The sequence below is a fragment of the Thioalkalivibrio sp. ALE23 genome (genome assembly GCF_000378545.1).
Taxonomy (GTDB): domain Bacteria; phylum Pseudomonadota; class Gammaproteobacteria; order Ectothiorhodospirales; family Ectothiorhodospiraceae; genus Thioalkalivibrio.
In genome coordinates, this window is sequence record NZ_KB900035.1 from 240,486 (window position 1) to 258,379 (window position 17,894).

Annotated in this window: 20 protein-coding genes, 1 tRNA gene and 1 pseudogene; 18 read left to right on the forward strand and 4 right to left on the reverse strand. The window is 68.3% G+C overall.

All coding sequences use genetic code 11. The annotated features are described in order from the left end of the window. Nucleotide 1: 1 nt before the first annotated feature. The 11 genes from F573_RS0111465 to trpC all read left to right on the forward strand — a co-directional run bounded on the left by F573_RS0111465 (nt 2) and on the right by trpC (nt 9,993). Nucleotides 2–1,165 (forward strand): 5-(carboxyamino)imidazole ribonucleotide synthase, encoded by a 1,164-nt coding sequence (locus F573_RS0111465; RefSeq protein WP_019022699.1) that lies wholly within the window; start codon nt 2–4, stop codon nt 1,163–1,165. Beyond that, on the forward strand, nt 1,162–1,782 hold the full coding sequence (locus tag F573_RS0111470) for a class I SAM-dependent methyltransferase (RefSeq protein ID WP_019022700.1): 621 nt from the start codon (nt 1,162–1,164) through the stop codon (nt 1,780–1,782). The genes F573_RS0111465 and F573_RS0111470 overlap by 4 nt, the downstream gene beginning before the upstream one ends. A 3-nt stretch (nt 1,783–1,785) precedes the next feature. Further along, entirely contained in the window at nt 1,786–2,451 is a 666-nt protein-coding gene (locus tag F573_RS0111475; RefSeq protein WP_019022701.1) for an energy-coupling factor ABC transporter permease, read from the forward strand. Between the two features lie 124 nt (nt 2,452–2,575). Next, entirely contained in the window at nt 2,576–2,899 is a 324-nt protein-coding gene (locus F573_RS0111480) for a c-type cytochrome (protein ID WP_018869709.1), read from the forward strand. Between the two features lie 150 nt (nt 2,900–3,049). Beyond that, nucleotides 3,050–3,739 (forward strand): ribulose-phosphate 3-epimerase, encoded by a 690-nt coding sequence (gene rpe / locus F573_RS0111485; protein ID WP_019022702.1) that lies wholly within the window; start codon nt 3,050–3,052, stop codon nt 3,737–3,739. A gap of 48 nt (nt 3,740–3,787) precedes the next feature. Then, a complete protein-coding gene (locus F573_RS0111490; protein WP_026300895.1) occupies nt 3,788–4,471 on the forward strand; it encodes a phosphoglycolate phosphatase in 684 nt (227 codons plus the stop codon). A 98-nt stretch (nt 4,472–4,569) separates the two neighbouring features. Beyond that, entirely contained in the window at nt 4,570–6,057 is a 1,488-nt protein-coding gene (gene trpE / locus F573_RS0111495; RefSeq protein ID WP_018869712.1) for an anthranilate synthase component I, read from the forward strand. A 111-nt stretch (nt 6,058–6,168) separates the two neighbouring features. Beyond that, on the forward strand, nt 6,169–6,762 hold the full coding sequence (locus tag F573_RS0111500; protein WP_019022704.1) for an aminodeoxychorismate/anthranilate synthase component II: 594 nt from the start codon (nt 6,169–6,171) through the stop codon (nt 6,760–6,762). Between the two features lie 85 nt (nt 6,763–6,847). Beyond that, complete coding sequence (locus F573_RS0111505) at nt 6,848–8,065, forward strand: multidrug effflux MFS transporter (RefSeq protein ID WP_019022705.1); 1,218 nt, start codon at nt 6,848–6,850, stop codon at nt 8,063–8,065. Nucleotides 8,066–8,148: 83 nt separating this feature from the next. After that, entirely contained in the window at nt 8,149–9,180 is a 1,032-nt protein-coding gene (gene trpD, locus F573_RS0111510; protein WP_019022706.1) for an anthranilate phosphoribosyltransferase, read from the forward strand. Nucleotides 9,181–9,183: 3 nt separating this feature from the next. Next, nucleotides 9,184–9,993, forward strand: coding sequence for an indole-3-glycerol phosphate synthase TrpC (gene trpC, locus F573_RS0111515; protein ID WP_019022707.1), 810 nt, complete (start codon nt 9,184–9,186; stop codon nt 9,991–9,993). Between the two features lie 15 nt (nt 9,994–10,008). Here the strand turns inward: trpC and crp are convergent, their stop codons facing one another. Next, complete coding sequence (crp, locus tag F573_RS0111520) at nt 10,009–10,653, reverse strand: cAMP-activated global transcriptional regulator CRP (protein ID WP_026279476.1); 645 nt, start codon at nt 10,651–10,653, stop codon at nt 10,009–10,011. Between the two features lie 124 nt (nt 10,654–10,777). Here crp and F573_RS0111525 point away from each other — a divergent pair, with 124 nt between their 5' ends. Both F573_RS0111525 and speD read left to right on the forward strand, forming a co-directional pair. Continuing rightward, the gene (locus tag F573_RS0111525; protein WP_018937151.1) at nt 10,778–11,206 is read left to right on the forward strand and encodes an OsmC family protein; all 429 of its coding nucleotides are present in this window, start codon (nt 10,778–10,780) and stop codon (nt 11,204–11,206) included. A gap of 85 nt (nt 11,207–11,291) precedes the next feature. Continuing rightward, the gene (gene speD / locus F573_RS0111530; protein WP_018869719.1) at nt 11,292–12,101 is read left to right on the forward strand and encodes an adenosylmethionine decarboxylase; all 810 of its coding nucleotides are present in this window, start codon (nt 11,292–11,294) and stop codon (nt 12,099–12,101) included. Nucleotides 12,102–12,138: 37 nt separating this feature from the next. Here speD and coq7 read toward each other — a convergent pair whose 3' ends face one another. Both coq7 and F573_RS0111540 read right to left on the reverse strand, forming a co-directional pair. Beyond that, nucleotides 12,139–12,780, reverse strand: a complete 642-nt coding sequence (coq7, locus tag F573_RS0111535) for a 2-polyprenyl-3-methyl-6-methoxy-1,4-benzoquinone monooxygenase (RefSeq protein WP_019022708.1) — start codon at nt 12,778–12,780, stop codon at nt 12,139–12,141. A gap of 27 nt (nt 12,781–12,807) precedes the next feature. Then, entirely contained in the window at nt 12,808–13,995 is a 1,188-nt protein-coding gene (locus F573_RS0111540) for a (Fe-S)-binding protein (RefSeq protein ID WP_081619218.1), read from the reverse strand. A 103-nt stretch (nt 13,996–14,098) separates the two neighbouring features. Between F573_RS0111540 and F573_RS15565 the strand changes: the two are divergent. From F573_RS15565 to F573_RS0111560, 5 genes and pseudogenes are all read left to right on the forward strand, one after another. After that, nucleotides 14,099–14,230: pseudogene (locus F573_RS15565) on the forward strand (DUF481 domain-containing protein); the annotation flags it as partial. 66 nt (nt 14,231–14,296) lie between these two features. After that, a complete protein-coding gene (locus tag F573_RS0111545; RefSeq protein WP_018869723.1) occupies nt 14,297–14,602 on the forward strand; it encodes a ferredoxin in 306 nt (101 codons plus the stop codon). Between the two features lie 65 nt (nt 14,603–14,667). Continuing rightward, nucleotides 14,668–14,744 (forward strand) — tRNA-Met (locus F573_RS0111550). Nucleotides 14,745–15,059: 315 nt separating this feature from the next. After that, complete coding sequence (gene yjjJ, locus F573_RS14260) at nt 15,060–16,454, forward strand: type II toxin-antitoxin system HipA family toxin YjjJ (RefSeq protein ID WP_019022710.1); 1,395 nt, start codon at nt 15,060–15,062, stop codon at nt 16,452–16,454. A 163-nt stretch (nt 16,455–16,617) separates the two neighbouring features. Next, nucleotides 16,618–16,827 (forward strand): hypothetical protein, encoded by a 210-nt coding sequence (locus tag F573_RS0111560; protein ID WP_024328285.1) that lies wholly within the window; start codon nt 16,618–16,620, stop codon nt 16,825–16,827. Between the two features lie 15 nt (nt 16,828–16,842). Here F573_RS0111560 and F573_RS0111565 read toward each other — a convergent pair whose 3' ends face one another. Next, nucleotides 16,843–17,886: a M14 family metallopeptidase gene (locus F573_RS0111565; RefSeq protein WP_019022711.1), complete on the reverse strand. Its 1,044-nt coding sequence runs from the start codon at nt 17,884–17,886 to the stop codon at nt 16,843–16,845. Nucleotides 17,887–17,894 lie beyond the last annotated feature (8 nt).

Sequence of the window (17,894 nt, forward strand, 5' to 3'; positions counted from 1 at the left end):
CATGATTGCTCCGCCCGCCACCCTCGGCCTGCTGGGCGGCGGCCAGCTGGGCCGCTATTTCGTGCTGGCCGCGCGCCGTTCGGGCTACGCCGTGATGGTGATGGACCCGGACCCGCGCAGCCCGGCCGGAGCGGTCGCGGACTGGCACCGCGTCGCCGCATTCGACGATCATGCGGCGCTGGATCAGCTGGCCGATGCCTGCGCGGCGGTCACCGCCGAGTTCGAGAACATCCCCGCCGCGTCGCTGGAACGCGTGGCGGCGCGCGGCTGTCTGCGCCCCGGGCCACGCGCGCTGACCATCGCCCAGGACCGGCTGGCGGAGAAGCGCTTCCTCGCCGAGGCAGGGATCGCGGTGGCGCCGTGGCGACCGGTGCTGGCCGGTCGTGATCCGCAGCCCCCGGCCACCGGGGCCGGCGAGCCGCGCTTCCCGGCGGTGCTCAAGACCGCTCGTCTGGGCTATGACGGCAAGGGGCAGGCCCGTCTCGAGGATCCGGACCACCTGGCCGCGGCCCATGCCGGGCTGGGCGGGGTGGATTGCGTGCTGGAAGAGCAGGTCGAGCTGGCGCGCGAGGTCTCGGTGATCGTGGCGCGCGCGCCGGACGGGCGCAGCGAGGTGTTCCCGGTGGCCGAGAACCATCATCGCCACGGCATCCTGCACCTGACCCGGGTCCCGGCGCGTCTGTCCGCCGCACTGGAGCAGCAGGCCCGAGACGTCGCGCTGCGGGTGGCCGATCGTCTGGATTACTGCGGGGTGCTGGCGGTGGAATTCTTCGTGACCGCCGGCGGCGAGCTGCTGGTCAACGAGATCGCCCCGCGGCCCCACAATTCCGGCCATTACACCCTGGATGCCTGCAGCGTGTCGCAGTTCGAACAGCAGCTGCGTGCGGTCTGTGGCCTGGCGCTGGCCCCGGCCCGGGCGACCGCCCCGGTGGCCATGGTCAACCTGCTGGGCGACCTGTGGCCGGCGGCGACCGCGCCGGACTGGACCGGCGTGCTCGGCGAGTCGCGGGCCCGGCTGCATCTGTACGGCAAGGCCGAGGCCCGTCCGGGGCGCAAGATGGGGCATGTGAACGTGGTCGGCCTGCCGGGCGAGGACGACGCCGACGCAGTGGCCGACGTCGCCGAATCCCTGTGGCGGGGCCTCGCCGGAGAACCATTGCAATGAGTCGGAACGATTTTCCCGATGTCGCCGCGCGTCGCGCGCGTCAGGCCGAACTGAAACAGGACCTCGAGATCGAGGAGACCCTGGAAGGCGTGCCGCTGCGCCTGCGCACCACGTGGGGCCTGTTCTCGCCGCGGCGGATCGACGACGGGACCCGGCTGTTGCTGCGGCACGCCGAGATTGGATCCGGTGATCGCTGCCTCGATCTCGGCTGCGGCTATGGTCCGATCGGCCTGGTGATGGCCCACAAGGCCGCGCCCGGGGCCTGCACCCTGGTAGACACCAACTTCATGGCGGTGGAATACGCCCGCGCGAATGCCGAGCGTAACGGGCTGACCAACGTCGAATGCCTGCTGAGCAACGGCTTCTCGCATATCCGCGACCGTCGCTTCGATGTCGTCGCCTCCAATCTCCCGGCCAAGGTCGGGCGCGAGCTGCTCTATACCTGGCTGCTGGATGCGCACGAGCAGATGAACCCCGGAGGGCGGTTGTATGTCGTGACCATTACAGGGCTGCGACGCTTCATCGAAAAGGGGTTTCGCGAGGTGTTCGGCAACTACGACAAGCTCAAGCAGGGGCGCGACTACACCGTCGCCCTGGCGCGCCGCGAGGAGGACTGACCCGTGGCCGAGGGTGCGGCCGATCTGCCCGTCGCGCTCCAGGTGCTGGTGGCCCTGCTGACCGGGACGGGGCTGGTCGTGATGCTGCGTCGCATGCCCTGGGAGGCCTTTTTCTTTCCCGGTCGCGCGCAGCTGTTCGTCGGCGCATTCATCGCGCTGCTGGTGATCTGGACCCTGCGCGCGCAGACCGTGGACGGCCTGGCCCTCCACCTGATGGGCATGACCGCAGTGACCCTGGTGTTCGGCTGGCAGCTGGCGATCCTGCTGGCGTTTCTGGTGGTGGGCGTGCTCGGACTGTTCGGCGTGCTGCCGATGTCGACCGTGCCCCTGACCGTGCTGCTGGCCGGCATTCTGCCGGTGGCGGTGACCTGGGGTCTGCTGCGCCTGACCGAAACCCGCCTGCCGCCGCACATGTTCATCTATCTCTACGGGGTCGCCTTCCTCGGAGGGGCGCTGTCGGCGGTGGTCGCGGTGCTGGGTACCGCGGCGGTGTACGGCCTGTTCACCGAACTGGCCTGGCACGAGGTCTATCGCGACTACGTGCGTTATCTCCCCCTGCTGATCCTGCCCGAGTCGGTGGTCAACGGCATCGTGGTCACGGCCCTGGTGGTCCTGCGCCCGGGCTGGCTGGCCACCTGGTCGGACGAGCGCTATCTCCACGGACGCTGACCTGCCCCGATCAAATCAGCATTTGTTTAATGAACCGTTCAGGAAGTGCCTGCTAATGTTCCTTCCACGCAGCGGTCGAGACCCTGTGCATAAAACCCGAAGGATCCAGCAGGAGACAACAACAATGAAGAACGCATTCGCGCTGATGACCGGGGCCGGTCTGGCCCTCGCCTTCACCCTCCCGGCGCAGGCGGCCGACATCAAGGCCGGGCAGTCCATGTACCAGGCCGTGTGTGCCAGCTGCCACCAGGCCGACGGGCGTGGTCAAGCGATCTTCCCGGCCCTGAAGGGTCAGGACGCCGCCTACGTGACCGACAAGCTCGAACGCTACCGCGCCGGCGAGCAGGTGGGCGACAACACCGCGCTGATGCGCCCCCACGCGCAGTCGCTGAGTGACGAGGACATCGCCAACGTGGCGGCCTTCATCGAGACCGAGTTCGCCGAATAAGGCGCGGTTTGCCCCGGGGGCGACGCTCGTCGGCCCCGCTGCGCGGTCCCGGATTTTTGCCCGGGGCCGCGCCTTCGGGTAAAGTTTTGCGGTTCAGAAGAACCGGCACGCGCCGGTCTCCTTCCCGATTTAACCTTCGCGAGGCACCGCATGGCACAACCCGACCTGATTGCTCCGTCCATCCTGTCCGCCGATTTCGCCCGGCTGGGCGAGGAAGTCGAGAACGTCCTCAACTCGGGCGCCGACATCGTCCACTTCGACGTGATGGACAACCACTATGTCCCCAACCTGACCATCGGTCCGCTGGTCTGCGAGGCCCTGCGCAAGCACGGCATCCAGGCGCCGATCGACGTGCACCTGATGGTCAAGCCGGTGGACCGCATCATCCCGGATTTCGCCCAGGCCGGTGCCAGCTACATCACCTTCCATCCGGAGGCCTCCGACCACATCGACCGCACCCTGCAGCTGATCAAGAGCGAGGGCTGCAAGGCCGGGCTGGTCTTCAATCCGGCGACCCCGCTGTCGCATCTGGATTACGTGATGGACAAGGTCGACATGATCCTGCTGATGTCGGTAAACCCCGGTTTCGGCGGGCAGAAGTTCATCCCGGCCACGCTGGACAAGCTGCGCGAGGCGCGCCAGCGCATCGACGCCTCCGGGCGTGAAATCCGCCTGGAGATCGATGGTGGCGTGAAGGCCGACAACATCCGCGAGGTCAAGGCGGCCGGCGCGGATACCTTCGTCGCCGGCTCGGCGATCTTCGGCGCGGGCGAGGATTCCGATCCGAACCGCTACGACAGCATCCTCAAGAAGATGCGCGAGGAGCTGGCCGGCGCCTGAGGCGTTGGTGCCCCGTCCGTCCGTTCCGCCCGTCGCTGCGAGGTTCGCGTGAGTCTGAAACGTCCCGCCATGATCCTGATCGACCTGGACGGCACGCTGATCGACAGCGTGCCCGATCTGGCCTGGAGCGTGGACGCGATGATGCGCGAGCTCGGTCTGCCCGAGCGCGGCGAGGCCGCGGTGCGCAACTGGGTGGGCAACGGCGTCGAACGGCTGGTGCAGCGTGCGCTGGTCAACGATCTCGACGGCGAGCCCGACCCGGAGCTGTACCAGCGGGCCCTGCCGGTGTTCATGCGGATCTACCAGGAGAACACCGCCGGGCGCAGCCCGCTGTATCCCGGCGTGCGCGAGGGCCTGGACCGGTTGAAGGCCGAGGGTTACCGCCTGGGCTGCGTGACCAACAAGGCGGGCTGCTTCACCCGCCCGTTGCTGGCGGAGAAGGGCATCCTCGACGACTTCGAGATCGTGGTCGCCGGCGACGACCTGGACAAGAAAAAACCGGACCCCGAGCCCCTGTGGCATGCCGCACGCGAGCTGGGCGTGAAGCCGGAGGATTCGCTGATGGTCGGGGATTCGAAGAGCGACGTGAAGGCGGCGCGCGCGGCGGGATTCCAGATCGTCTGCATGACCTACGGCTACAATCACGGGGACGACATCCGCGACCAGAATCCGGACGCGGTGCTGGACCGTCTGGACGAGCTCCCTGCGCGACTGCCGGCACGGGCGGCATGAGGCCGGTCATGGACGCCTGCTTCCCCGCGACCGGACGATGGCGCGACGGCCTCTGAACCGCCGTCCTTCATCCGACCCGTTGCCAGGAAATGTCCGCCATGACCCCCGAACAGTTCGACGAACTCGCCCGCGAGGGGCATAACCGCATCCCGCTGGTGCGCGAGGTGCTCGCCGACCTCGAGACCCCGCTGTCGATCTTCCTCAAGCTGGCCAACCGGCCGTATTCGTATCTGTTCGAATCGGTGCAGGGCGGCGAGCGCTGGGGGCGCTATTCGTTCGTGGGGCTGCCGGCCCGCACCCTGGTGAGGGTGCACGGCCACGAGATCACGGTGGAGACCGACGGCGAGGTGGTCGAACGCGAGACCGTGGCCGACCCGCTGGCCTGGATCGAGGCCTATCAGGCGCGCTTCCGGGTGGCCGATCTGCCGGGCCTGCCGCGCTTCACCGGCGGACTGGTCGGCTACTTCGGGTTCGAGACCGTGCGTCTCATCGAGCCGCGCCTGGACGGCCCGGACAAGCCTGACGAACTGGGCCTGCCGGACATCCTGCTGCTGGTGTCCGAGGAAGTCGTGGTCTACGACAACCTGTCCAGTCGCGCGTATCTGGTCGTGCACGCCGATGCGTCCCGGCCGGACGGGCAGGCGGTGGCGTCCGAGCGCCTGGACGAACTCGAGACCCGTCTGGGCGAACCGCTGGTTCCGCCGGACGATCCGCCGCATCCGCACGCGGTGCCGGAGTATGTCCCCGGGTGGTCGGCCGAGGGCTTCCAGGCCGCGGTGGAGAAGGCGCAGCAGTACATCCTCGACGGCGACGTGATGCAGGTGGTGCTGGCCCAGCGCATGAGCGTGCCGTTCTCCGCGCCGCCGCTGGATCTCTACCGCGCCCTGCGCGAACTGAACCCTTCGCCCTACATGTATTACCTGGACCTGGGCGATCACCACGTGGTCGGCGCGTCGCCGGAGATCCTGGTGCGCCTGGAGGACGAACGCGTGACCGTGCGCCCGATCGCCGGGACCCGGCCGCGCGGGCGCGATCCGGACGAGGACCGCGCGCTGGAGGCCGAACTGCTGGCCGATCCCAAGGAGCGCGCCGAACATCTGATGCTGATCGACCTGGGGCGCAATGATGCCGGCCGGGTCAGCCGCACCGGCTCGGTGCGGGTCACCGACACCATGGTGGTGGAACGCTATTCGCACGTGATGCACATCGTCTCCAACGTGGAAGGCGAGCTGGCGCCGGGGCTGTCGGCGATGGACGTGCTGCGCGCGACCTTCCCGGCCGGCACGGTCAGCGGCGCGCCCAAGATCCGAGCGCTGGAGATCATCGACGAGCTGGAGCCGGTCAAGCGCGGGCCGTACTCCGGGGCGGTGGGGTATCTCTCCTGGTCCGGCAACATGGACACCGCGATCGCCATCCGTACGGCGGTGCTGCACGAAGGCGAGCTGCACATCCAGGCCGGGGCCGGCGTGGTCCACGACTCGGTGCCCGAGAACGAGTGGCAGGAGACCCTGAACAAGGGCCGCGCCGTGGTGCGCGCGGCGGAGACTGCGCTCGGCGGGCTGGGGCCGCGCCGCCACCGCCGCTGATTTCGCCGCCGGCGCGGGTGGACCCCCTTTTGCCCGGGTTTCCGGGCTTCGTTCCTCGAGCCGCGCTACGCTTGTCCGCAACTCGCCGTCCAGGCCATCCGGGAGCCCGACATGATCCTGATGCTCGACAACTATGACTCCTTCACCTACAACCTCGTGCAGTATCTGGGCGAGCTGGGGGCGGAGGTGGCCGTGCATCGCAACGACCGCATCACCCCGGAGGACATCGCCACGCTGGACCCCGCCGGGATCGTCATCTCGCCGGGCCCCTGCACGCCCAACGAGGCCGGGGTATCGCTGGCGGTGATCGAGCGCTTCGCCGGCGAGACCCCGATCCTCGGGGTCTGCCTCGGGCACCAGGCCATCGGGCAGGCCTTCGGCGGATCTGTGGTGCGCGCCCGCGAGATCATGCACGGGAAGACCTCGCCGGTGCATCACACCGGTCAGGGCGTGTTCACCGGGCTGGAGAACCCGCTGGAGGCCACCCGCTATCACTCGCTGGTGGTGGATGCCGGCTCGGTGCCGGACTGCCTGGAAGTCACCGCGTGGACGGAACACGCCGACGGCAGGCGTGACGAGATCATGGGGCTGCGCCACCGTGAACTGGATGTGGAAGGCGTACAGTTCCACCCGGAGTCCATCCTGACCCGTCAGGGCCACGAGCTGCTGGACAACTTCCTGCGCCGCCTGCCGCAGCCGGCGTGACGCCGGGCAAACGCGAACCGATGTGCGCGTTCGCGCTCCAGACGCCTTTGCGTGACCACCCGGCGCGACGACTGCCGTGCCGTCATTGAGCGACCGCCGTACCCGGCTGCGCTACGCGCTGCTGGTGGCGCCGCTGGTGATGCTGGCGCCGTTCTCGCTGGATACCTATCTGCCATCGTTTCCGGCGATGGCGGAATCCCTGGCGGTGGATTCCGCGGCCATGCAGGCCACGCTGTCCGCCTACCTGGTGGCGTTTGCCCTGTCCACGCTGGTCACCGGTCCGCTGTCGGACGCCTTCGGGCGGCGCCCGGTGGTGTTGTGGGCGCTGTTCGCCTATCTGCTGATCTCCGCTCTGCTGGTGGTGTCCACCGCCTACTGGCAGGTCGTCACCCTGCGCATCCTGCAGGGGCTGGCGGCGGCCACCGGGGTGGTGGTCGGTAGGGCGCTGGTGCGCGACCGTTTCGACCCGACCGATGCGCGCCGGGTCTTTGCTCTGGTCACCATGGTGTTCTCCATCGGGCCGGCTGCCGCACCCATCATCGGGGGCTGGCTGCAGGCCGGCTTTGGCTGGCGCTCGGTGTTCGCCTTCCTCGCGCTGTACGGCGGCGTGCTGCTGCTGACGGCGCGGGCGTTCCTGCCGGAGACGCTGCCGCCGGTCGGGCGGGTGCGCAGCCGGCCGCCGGCGATCGTGCAGGGCTATCTGCGCACCCTGCGCAACCCGCGATTCCTGCGGCCGGTGGGGGTGCACGCGGCGATGTTCGGGGCGATGTTCATCTTCATCGCGGCCTCGCCCACGCTGATCTACGAGCATCTGGGCGGGGACGAACGCGATTTCTGGTGGCTGTTCCTGCCGCTGGTGGCGGGGCTGCTGCTGGGGGCGTTCGTGGCCGGGCGCACGGCTGCGCGCCTGACGCCGCAGGCGGCCGTGAGCATCGGGCTGGGCCTGAGCGGAACGGCCCTGGTGCTGATCGGGGGCGGCGCCTGGCTGGACGGACCGGTGGTGTCGATCACCGGGCCGTTCGCGCTGTACAGTTTCGCCCTGGCCACGGCCATGCCGTCGCTGACCCTGCTGGCGCTGGACTGCTACCCCGGGGCACGCGGCATGGCCTCGGCCATGCAGGCCTTCGTGCAGCTGGGGATCAGTGCATTGCTGACGCTGTTCCTGGTCGACCATCTGGATGATGATCCGCGCCACCTGGTGGCGGGGGCCCTGGTGGTGTGGTCGGTCGGGGCGCTGATCTGGTGGCTGGGCGGCGGTCCGCGCGACGTGCCGCGCGCCCCTGCGGCCGGTCGGCCTGCGTAACGGCGCGTGTTTCCCTACACTGATGCCCCGTTGACCCCCGACCGACTCCGGGCCACCGCTGCCCGCCATCCGGGAGAACCAGAGTGACACTGCCACAAGCCATTGCCCGACTGATTGAACGCCAGGACCTGGACGCCGACGAGATGACCGCCGTGATGCGCGCGGTGATGGGCGGCGAGGCGACCGATGCCCAGATCGGCGGCCTGCTGGTCGCCCTGCGGATGAAGGGCGAGACCATCGACGAGATCCGCGCCGCCGCCGGGGTGATGCGGGAACTGGCCACGCGGGTGGACGTCCCGCGCGCCGGCCTGGTGGATACCTGCGGGACCGGGGGCGATGCCTCCGGGACCTTCAACATCTCCACCGCCTCGGCACTGGTGGCCGCGGCCGCCGGGGTGCGGGTGGCCAAGCACGGCAACCGGTCGGTGTCCTCGCGTTCGGGCTCCGCCGATGTGCTGGAAACCCTGGGCGTAAACCTGGAGCTGGGCCCCGACGCGGTGGCTACCTGCATCCGGGAGGTCGGGGTCGGCTTCCTGTTCGCCCCGGCCCATCACGGGGCGATGCGCCATGCGATCGGGCCACGCCGGGAGCTCGGCGTGCGCACGCTGTTCAACGTGCTGGGGCCGCTGACCAATCCGGCCGGTGCGCCCAACCAGGTGCTGGGGGTGTTCTCCGCGGACTGGCTGCGGCCGCTGGCGGAGGCCCTGAAGGGCCTGGGTTCCGAACACGTGATGGTGGTGAACGCCGAGGACGGGCTGGACGAGATCAGCATCGGCGCGCCGACCCGGGTGGCGGAGCTGCGCGACGGCGAGATTACGGAATATACCCTGCGGCCGGAGGATGTCGGCCTGAGCACCGCCGCCCTGGACACCGTGCGGGTCGCCGACGTGGCGGCCTCGGCGGCCATGCTGCGCGACGTGCTGGCGGGTACGCCGGGACCCGCGCGCGACATCGTCCTGCTCAACGCCGGCGCGGCGATCTTCGTGGGCGGCGGTGCGCCCAGCCTGGAGGCGGGCGTACGCCGTGCCGCCGAGGTGATCGACAACGGCGCTGCCCGCGAACGACTGGAACAGCTGCAGGCCGTCTCCACGCGGCTGGCACAAAAGGAGAGTTGAAACATGAGTGACGACACCCCCGATATCCTCGAGCGGATCCTCGAGCGCAAGCGCGAGGAGCTGATCGAGCGCTCCGACGTGCAGCCCCTGCGCGAACTGCGTGGCTGGCTGACGTCGGCGGAGGAGCCGCGCGGTTTCCGCGCCGCGCTGCAGGCGGACATCGACGCCGGGCGCGCCGCGGTGATCGCCGAGATCAAGAAGGCCAGTCCCAGCAAGGGGCAGATCAGTCCGAACTTCAACCCGGATGCCTTCGCCCGCTCGTATGCCGAGCACGGGGCCACCTGCCTGTCGGTGCTGACGGACGTGAGCTTCTTCAAGGGCCGCGACGGTGACCTGCGTGCGGCGCACGTGGCCTGCGACCTGCCGATCCTGCGCAAGGACTTCGTGATCGACCTGTATCAGGTCTACGAGGCGCGGGTGCTGGGGGCCGATGCGGTGCTGCTGATTGCGGCGGTGCTGGATGACACCAACCTGGGCGAACTGATCTTCCTGACCCGCGAGCTGGGCATGGATCCGCTGGTGGAGGTGCACGACGCCGAGGAACTGGAGCGCGCGGTACGCCTGGGTGCGGACCTGATCGGCATCAACAACCGCGATCTGCGCAGTTTCGAGACGCGTCTGGAGACCACCCTGGAGCTGCTCGACCGGGTGCCGGAAGACGTGCTGCTGGTGACCGAGAGCGGCATCCACAGCGTCGAGGACGTGCAGCGGATGCGCGAGGCGGGCGTGAATGCGTTCCTCGTGGGCGAGGCCTTCATGCGCGAGGAGGATCCGGGCGCAGCCCTCGGGCGGCTGTTCCGCGGCGAGGGCTGAGCCGGGGCTGCGGGATCAGCGCGTGCCGTAGACCACGATGGTCTTGCCGTGCGCGCTGATCAGGCCGCGTTCTTCCAGTTCCTTGAGCACGCGGCCGGCCATCTCGCGCGAGCAGCCGACGATGCGCGCCAGTTCCTGGCGGGTGATGCGCAGCTGCATGCCGTCTGGGTGGGTCATTGCGTCGGGTTGCTGAGCGAGGTCGAGCAGGGTGTGCGCGATGCGGCCGGTGACGTCGACAAAGGCGAGGTCCATGACCTTGCGCGAGGTCTGCCGCAGGCGGGCGGCGATCTGCCGGGTCAGCAGCATCAGGATCTCGGGGTCGCGCATCGCCAGCTCGCGGAAGCGCGTGTAGGGGATCTCCGCGGTGTCGGTGTCCTCGCGGGTGACAACCGTGGCGCTGCGCGGGTCGTCCTCGAACAGCCCGAGCTCGCCGAAGAATTCGCCGCGGTTGAGATAGGCCAGCACCAGTTCGTGGCCGTTGTTCTCGCCCAGCACGGAGACCGAGCCGCCGAGTACGTAGTACAGCGTGTCCGGTACCGTGCCCGCCTGGATCACGGTGGTGCGGCGCGGATAGTGGCGGCGCTGGCAGTGTTCCAGCAGGCGCTCCATCGCCGGAGAATGGTTGGGCGTGGCCGTTTGGACTGCGGAAGGCTTGCTCATGATTACCGGTTCGATCGGGAGAACACGTTAAAGTGTAGTGCACGAGAGTGTAATGCACCCGGCGGGGGGTTCGGTGACGATTCTGCTTCGACGGGTTCACAAAAACATCGGGCAGGGTGGATAAATGCAGGTACGCGTGAAATGGCTGGACGGTGTGGCTTTCGTCGGCGAGACGGACAGCGGCCACGCGGTGGTGATGGACGGGGCGCCGGACGCCGGCGGGCGCAACCTGGGGGCGCGGCCGATGGAGATGCTGCTGCTGGGACTGGGCGGCTGCACCAGTTTCGACGTGGTGGCGATGCTGAAGAAGTCGCGGCAGGATGTGCTGGACTGTCAGGTGGACATCGACGGCACCCGCGCCGACGAGGTGCCGAAGGTCTTCACCGACATCCATGTGCATTTCCGGGTGTACGGGAACGATCTGTCGGAAAAGCACGTCGCACGGGCGGTGCAACTCTCCGCCGAGAAATACTGTTCGGCGTCGATGATGCTGGGGGCGTCGGCCCGCGTGACCCATGATTTCGAGATCGTGGAAGGGCCGGCTCCGCGCTGAGCCGCTGGCGGGTGCAAGCCGTTGACTCGCCGCGTGATGTCTCTACAATTCGCCGCTCCTTACGGCCCGGGCAAGAGGGTACGCCATGTCGCGTCACAAGAAGCAGATCAAGCTCCACGGCTTCAACAACCTGACCAAGAGCCTGAGCTTCAATATCTATGACATCTGCTATGCGTCGGGCGATCGTCATCGCGACGAGTACATCGCCTACATCGACGAGGCCTACAACGCCCAGCGTCTGACGCAGATCCTGACGGACGTGGCGCACCTGATCGGTGCCAACATCCTCGACATCTCGCGCCAGGACTACGACCCGCAGGGCGCGTCGGTGACCATGCTGATCTCCGAGGAGCCGGTGGCCACCGAGCAGATCGGCTACACCGAGGGCCCGGGCCCGCTGCCGGAGACCGTGGTCGGTCACCTCGACAAGAGCCACATCACCGTGCACACCTATCCGGAGGCGCATCCGGAGGGCGGGATCGCGACCTTCCGCGCGGATATCGACGTGTCCACCTGCGGGCGCATTTCACCGCTGCGCGCGCTGAACTACCTGATCCACAGCTTCGAATCGGACATCGTGATCATGGACTACCGGGTGCGGGGGTTCACCCGGGACGTGCGCGGCAAGAAGCATTTCATCGATCACAAGATCAACTCCATCCAGGACTTCCTGTCGCGCGACACCAAGGACAAGTACCAGATGGTGGACGTGAACGTGTACCAGGAGTACCTGTTCCACACCAAGATGGTGCTGAAGGATTTCGACCTCGACAACTACCTGTTCGGGCTGGGCAAGGACGACTACTCGGCGAAGGAAGCCAAGCGCATCGCCAAGCTGCTCAAGCACGAGATGATGGAGATCTTCTACGGCAAGAACATGAGCCGCGGGAGCTGACGCGCCGCGCGGGATGCCCGGCCCGGGGAAACCGGGCTCAGAGCCGGTAGGCGGTGTGCGTCATGATCTTCGAGGTCAGCGGCATCAGCACGCTGCGCACCGGCCACGGCAGGGTCCGACCCCCCATCGCCATGGCCTTTGCCCCGTGTTCCACCTCTTCCTGCTTCATTTGCTCGAGGATGCGCGCCGACACGGTGTCGGAGGGCGGCAGGCGGTCCAGGTGGCGGTCCAGGTGCTGCTCCACCTGGCGCTCGGTCTCGTCGACAAAGCCCAGGCTGTAACGGTCCCCGGCCAGCCCGGCCAGCGCACCCACGCCCAGCGAGCTGACGTACCACAAGGGCGTCAGCAGGCTGGTGTGCATGCCCATCTCGTGGACCCGCCGGGCGCACCAGTGCAGGTGGTCGCCTTCCTCGCGTGCCGCCTGGTCCAGCTGCGCGCGAATCGCCGGGGTGCGGGCGGTGAGCATCTGTCCCTGATACAGGCCCTGGGCGGCCACCTCGCCGGCATGGTTGACCCGCATCAGCCGCCCGGTTTCCTGACGGTCGTGGTCGTCCAGCATCGGACCGGGTTCGTCGCCCCCGGGCGACGGGCGACCGGTGGAGCGGGCATGCCCGGAGACGACCTTGACGAGGGCGTCGGCCTGGGTGATCAGATGATCCAGCGGGGAGAGTCGGCGCATGGCGGGCGCTCGGGTATGGGCCTTGTCTCAGGTTACCGCGAGGCGCCCCGCAAGGAAACGGGCCGGGGAGAGCAGCGGCGGGTCTTCAGGCGATTGCGGCTGCAGGGCGCGCAGATGCACCCGGCAACCCACGTTGCCGGAGACGATGCAGTCAGGAGCCTCGGTGCCCAGGGCCTGCAGGGTCTGCTGCCCCAGGGCATCGGCCTGTTCCGGCCAGGCGAGCATCGCGGTGCCACCCGCGCCACAGCAGTTGGGGAGGGACGGGGTCCCGGCGAGGGTCACGCCGGGCAGGCCGCGCAGCAGCGTCGGCAGGATCTCGCCTTCGCGGGTGACGTTGCGCTGGGTGCAGGGGCGGTGCAGGGCGACGCGCACCGGGTCTTCGCGCCAGCCGTCACGGGGCGGGCCGTGTTCCGCCAGGTGTCGGGCGACGAAACGCGTGAGGCTGGTCGCGCGGGTCCCGGGGAAGCTGTCGGCGGCCTCGCGCAGGGTCGCCTCGCAGCCGCTGTCGAGGACGATCACCGGCGGGCCATCCTCGGCCGCACCAAAGGCTTCGCGATTGTGCCGCTCGAGTTCCGTGGCCGCCGCGGGTCGTCCGGCGTGTCGGTCCAGGGCGCCGCAGCAGGTCCGGGAGGGGGGGATGCCCACCTTCAGACCCAGCGCATGCAGGACGGTCAGGGCCGCTTCCAGGTCCGGCCCCGTGAAAAAGGCGTCCATGCAGCCGGTGAACAGCAGCACGTCGACCGCGTCGGGCGGGCCGTCGGCGCGCAGCCGGGGAGGCGGGGCGAGGCTGGGGCGCGCATGTTCCAGGGCCCGGCGCACGGTGGCGTCCAGTCCCGGGAGCCCGGCGCGCGGCAGGCGTGCGGCGGCCCGGGCCCCGAGGCCGGCGAGTCGCCGCAGCCGGGGCGATCCCAACAGGCGGTCGTGCAGCATGCGCGGCATGGGCAGCGGGGCGCTCGCCGGCGTTTCCGATTCCTGAAGGAGGATTTCGTGGGTGCGGTCCATCAGGGCACCGAAGGGGACTCCGGCCGGGCACACGGCCTCGCAGGAGCGGCAGCCGAGACAGCCTTCCAGATGGCTGCGCAGGCGGGGGGACTGGGGATCGAGCTCGCCGCGGGCCAGGCCCTGCATCAGGGTCAGGCGACCTCGCGGGGAGTCGCCTTCCTGCCGGTGCAGTCCGTAGGTGGGGCAGTGGGGCAGGCACAGACCGCAGTGCACGCACTGATCCACCGCCGAAAGCCCCGTGTACTTCGAGGGTTGGTCGGAGCCCCCCAGCGGCTTTGCTAGGGTCCCGGGCCCGTCTGCTGACCCGGAGGGTCCCATGTTGTCGCGTGTACCGCGTTCTGCCGCCGTACTGTTGTCTTCCGTCATGCTTGTCAGCATACCAGTCTCGCAGGCTCAGGCCTGGGATGCGGAGGGATGGGAAACCGATACCATCAGTGAGGTCAGCCTGGTCTGGCGTTTTCGCTGAACCGGCCGGACACAGTATGATGAAGCGGATTTGATCCGGGAGCATCGCATGGGCTATTACCAGCGGCATATCTTCTTCTGTACCAATTGCCGGGAAGACGGCAACTGCTGCGAGGATCACGGGGCGACCGAGATGCGCTCGTATGCCAAGAACCGGGCCAAGGAGATGGGCATCCACGGCAAGGGGCAGGTGCGGGTGAACACCGCCGGCTGCCTGGACCGCTGCAACGAAGGCCCGGTGGCGGTGGTGTATCCCGAAGGCGTCTGGTACACCTACCAGGACGAGCGCGACATCGACGAGATCCTGGAAGAACACCTGGCGAACGGACGGATCGTCGAACGCCTGCAGATCTGACACGGCGGATACCCGGCGGGGCCTTGACTTCACCATCCCGGCCCGGGAGAATTCGCAACCCGCGTGGCTACGTAGCTCAGCTGGTTAGAGCACATCACTCATAATGATGGGGTCCCCTGTTCGAATCAGGGCGTAGCCACCAACCAGATTCAAGGGGCTGCTTCGGCAGCCCTTTTTCGTTTGGGCTCCCACCGTGCCCAGTTGTGCCCACGCCGTACTCATCTGGTGCCCGGGCATGTTTGCCTGGCATTTCCTGTAGCTCCGAACTGCTGCCAGGCCATTGCGCGCGGTCGCTCCGGGGCAACCCCTTCGAACTCCCTCTCTCGCCAGGAGCGGCTCCGCGCCCTGGCGCCGTGATTGTTTCAGTCCATGTCCGGGTGGGCTTTTGCAGCCATATTAATCAGAACCTTAATCGGTTAAGATCTTCTCAATAATCCTTTCATTTGGGTGGATTCCGATGAGGAGCAAGCGGGAAGCAGCGCACCAGCGGCTCGGCCCGGTGCTTGCCAGGTTCGCGCCGGCGCGTGCGGGCGATCTTGCCCGCGAACTGGGGTTGTCGGTCCCCACCTTGCACCGCCTGCTGCAGGAGACGGCCGAGCCCGTGCTTGCGGCCGGGCGGGCCCGGCGCACTCGCTACGCCCTGCGCCGAGCGCTGCGAGGTGACCTCGCGCCCCTCCCCATCCGTACGATTGATGAATCCGGCCGGCCGCACGAACTCACGGAACTCTCGCCCGTTCAGCCGCAGGGCTGCCATGCCGACTTCGGTGGCTCGGACTGGCCTGTGGAGGAGAGCGACCATACCCGCGATGGTTGGTGGGACGGGTTGCCATACCCTTTGTATGACATGCGCCCTCAGGGCTATCTCGGGCGCCAGCTGGCGCATCGCTTCCAGAATGCCCTGGGGGTCTCGTCCAGCCCGGATACCTGGAGTGACGACGATATCCTGTGGGTTCTGAGTCGTGTGGGGTCGGACCTCCCGGGTAACCTGATCGTCGGGGACGCCGCGTTCCATGAGTGGCAAAAGGCTCGCCTGGATCCGCCCGCAGTCCTCGGGGCGGACGATATCGAACGGATGTATGTGAAGGCGGCGGAGGAGGCCATCTCGCTGGGCCTCGCGGGCTCCAGCGCCGCGGGTGAGTTCCCGAAATTCACCGCTCTCCGGGAATTGCAGGACAGCCGTAGCCCGCATGTCATCGTGAAATTCTCCGGTGCGGATGATTCCGCGACCATGCAGCGCTGGTCGGATCTGTTGGTGGCGGAACATCTGGCGCTGGAGGCGATCGCGGCGCTTCCCGGCGTGCAGGGGCCGCCCAGCCGAATCCTCCAGCATCAGGGCCGCACGTTCCTGGAAGTCGAACGCTTCGATCGCCATGGCCTGGTCGGCCGCAGCCCGGTGGTGACGCTGGAGACCGTGAACGCGGCCTTGCTCGGCCATGCGCCATCGGCATGGGACACCCTTGCCCCGGGGCTCGCCGACAAGCGTCTGCTGACCCCGGAGGCGGTTGCAGCTATCCGTCACATCACCTGGTTCGGTCGACTGATCGCCAATAGCGACATGCATCCGGGCAACCTCGCCTTTCGCCCGGATCAGGGCCGCCTCGTCCTGTGCCCGGTGTACGACATGCTGCCGATGGCGTACGCGCCGCTCCCGGGTGGCGAGCTTCCCCGGTTGACGTTCGATCCCGCCATGCCATTGCCCCGTGACCAGGGCGTCTGGGTCACCGCCTGTCACACCGCTATTGGGTACTGGCAGACTGTGTCGGAAGACACCCGCGTCGGTTCCACGTTCCGCAGGATCGCATCCGAAAACGCCACTGAGATTCAAAGACGCCTGGCCCTCGTCGCGCCCTGATTGTCCGTCCGGTTGCCCGTCGGGCTGTACGGAGTGGATGCCGGGACAAGTATTCACGCTCTGGCCGGGTCGTACCTTCGGTCTCCGGTGGCGTGTATTGCCGCGATTCCGGGGGATGGCTACACTTGGCGCGCTGTTTCCACTACCCGCGCAGGCCCGAACCATGAAACGTTACGGTATTCGCATTCGCATGCCCGAGGACGCGACCTTCCGCATGCCGCATCTGCTGGGTCCCGACTGGGAGGCCTGTCGCTGGTACGAGACCGAAGAGGCCCGCGAAAAGGCCTTTGCCGAGACCACCGCCGATCTGTCGAACTACCGCAAGGGTGACCGCCCCGCTCAGATCGTCGAGCGCATCGAGCGCGACGCCTGATTCCCGTCTCCCGCCTCAGCCGACGTTTCCGGTGAGTGTCCCCATGTCCATGGGTTCCATCAGGTAGCAAAGGCAGTCCTGGGTGATGACCCGGCTGTCGAGGGTCAGCATCGACGGCATCGCGTCGCGCCGCAGGCGGATCTCCTCCCCGCGGGTCTCCAGATAGGTTCCGGTGACCTCCGCTCCGTCCTCCGCGGTGACCACCAGCGGGTCGTCCACCTCCGGCTGTCGCCGAACCAGGCAGGAACCGGCCGGCAGCATCTGGAAGTTGAGCCGGTCCAGGTCGGGTTCCAGGCGGACGTCCGCATCCGTTCCGGTGCTCGCCCGCATCCCCGGACGCAGCCGCACCCGCGCCACGGTGTGGTAGATGTCGATCGCGTCGCGCTCCGGCGGGTGGTCGGGGAAGGCGCTGAGGTGCAGCACCGCATCCACCATCTCGAAGGCGTGCTGTACCCCGGCGGCATCGTCCGGGTGCCCGCATTCCAGGGTGACCGAGGGCGCCAGTTCGGCCAGGGCCATGGAGGCGACGCCACGCGGGCGGGTGAAATAGACCACCGTACGTCCGAACAGGGCGGCCAGCTGCATGAACGCCGGGTCGAGGCGGTTGATGCAGGCGTAATGCGGGTTGCGTCCGGTGTTGTTGTGCAGGTCGATGGCCGCGAACAGCCCGCGCTCGCGCAGCCGGGCCACCAGTGCGGCGAAGCTCTCCGCCTCGGGCGATCCCGGCTGTTCGGTGCCCGGCCAGATCCGGTTGAAGTCGGGCTGCTGGTCGAGGTGGCGCTGGTTCAGCGCGGCGGCCTGCGGGTTGCCGATCACCAGGGTCAGCGCGCGCGGCAGCTCGCGATGGGTGTAGTGGCGCAGCAGCTGCTGGATGGCATGCAGGCCGACCGGTTCGTTGCCGTGCAGCAGGAGCACCACGGCCACCGCGGGCTCGCGGCGCCCGCCGAGGTGGATCAGGGCCGGTTCCGGCACGACCTCGCTCAGGGTGCGTGGCGTGGCGTCGAGAAAGCCGTCGGGCAGCTCGAAATATTCGCGGATCGCGGGTCGGTCTTGCGGCATGATTCGGT

Bases quoted from the DNA above. Each gene is read 5' to 3' on its own strand.
- trpE (WP_018869712.1), top strand. From the start codon at position 4,570: ATGACCCCCGAACAGTTCGACGAACTCGCCCGCGAGGGGCATAACCGC.
- coq7 (WP_019022708.1), bottom strand. From the start codon at position 12,780: ATGCGCCGACTCTCCCCGCTGGATCATCTGATCACCCAGGCCGACGCC.
- trpC (WP_019022707.1), top strand. From the start codon at position 9,184: ATGAGTGACGACACCCCCGATATCCTCGAGCGGATCCTCGAGCGCAAG.
- yjjJ (WP_019022710.1), top strand. From the start codon at position 15,060: ATGAGGAGCAAGCGGGAAGCAGCGCACCAGCGGCTCGGCCCGGTGCTT.
- speD (WP_018869719.1), top strand. From the start codon at position 11,292: ATGTCGCGTCACAAGAAGCAGATCAAGCTCCACGGCTTCAACAACCTG.
- rpe (WP_019022702.1), top strand. From the start codon at position 3,050: ATGGCACAACCCGACCTGATTGCTCCGTCCATCCTGTCCGCCGATTTC.
- F573_RS0111525 (WP_018937151.1), top strand. From the start codon at position 10,778: ATGCAGGTACGCGTGAAATGGCTGGACGGTGTGGCTTTCGTCGGCGAG.
- F573_RS0111560 (WP_024328285.1), top strand. From the start codon at position 16,618: ATGAAACGTTACGGTATTCGCATTCGCATGCCCGAGGACGCGACCTTC.
- F573_RS0111545 (WP_018869723.1), top strand. From the start codon at position 14,297: ATGGGCTATTACCAGCGGCATATCTTCTTCTGTACCAATTGCCGGGAA.
- F573_RS0111500 (WP_019022704.1), top strand. From the start codon at position 6,169: ATGATCCTGATGCTCGACAACTATGACTCCTTCACCTACAACCTCGTG.
- F573_RS0111565 (WP_019022711.1), bottom strand. From the start codon at position 17,886: ATGCCGCAAGACCGACCCGCGATCCGCGAATATTTCGAGCTGCCCGAC.
- F573_RS0111480 (WP_018869709.1), top strand. From the start codon at position 2,576: ATGAAGAACGCATTCGCGCTGATGACCGGGGCCGGTCTGGCCCTCGCC.
- F573_RS0111465 (WP_019022699.1), top strand. From the start codon at position 2: ATGATTGCTCCGCCCGCCACCCTCGGCCTGCTGGGCGGCGGCCAGCTG.
- F573_RS0111470 (WP_019022700.1), top strand. From the start codon at position 1,162: ATGAGTCGGAACGATTTTCCCGATGTCGCCGCGCGTCGCGCGCGTCAG.
- crp (WP_026279476.1), bottom strand. From the start codon at position 10,653: ATGAGCAAGCCTTCCGCAGTCCAAACGGCCACGCCCAACCATTCTCCG.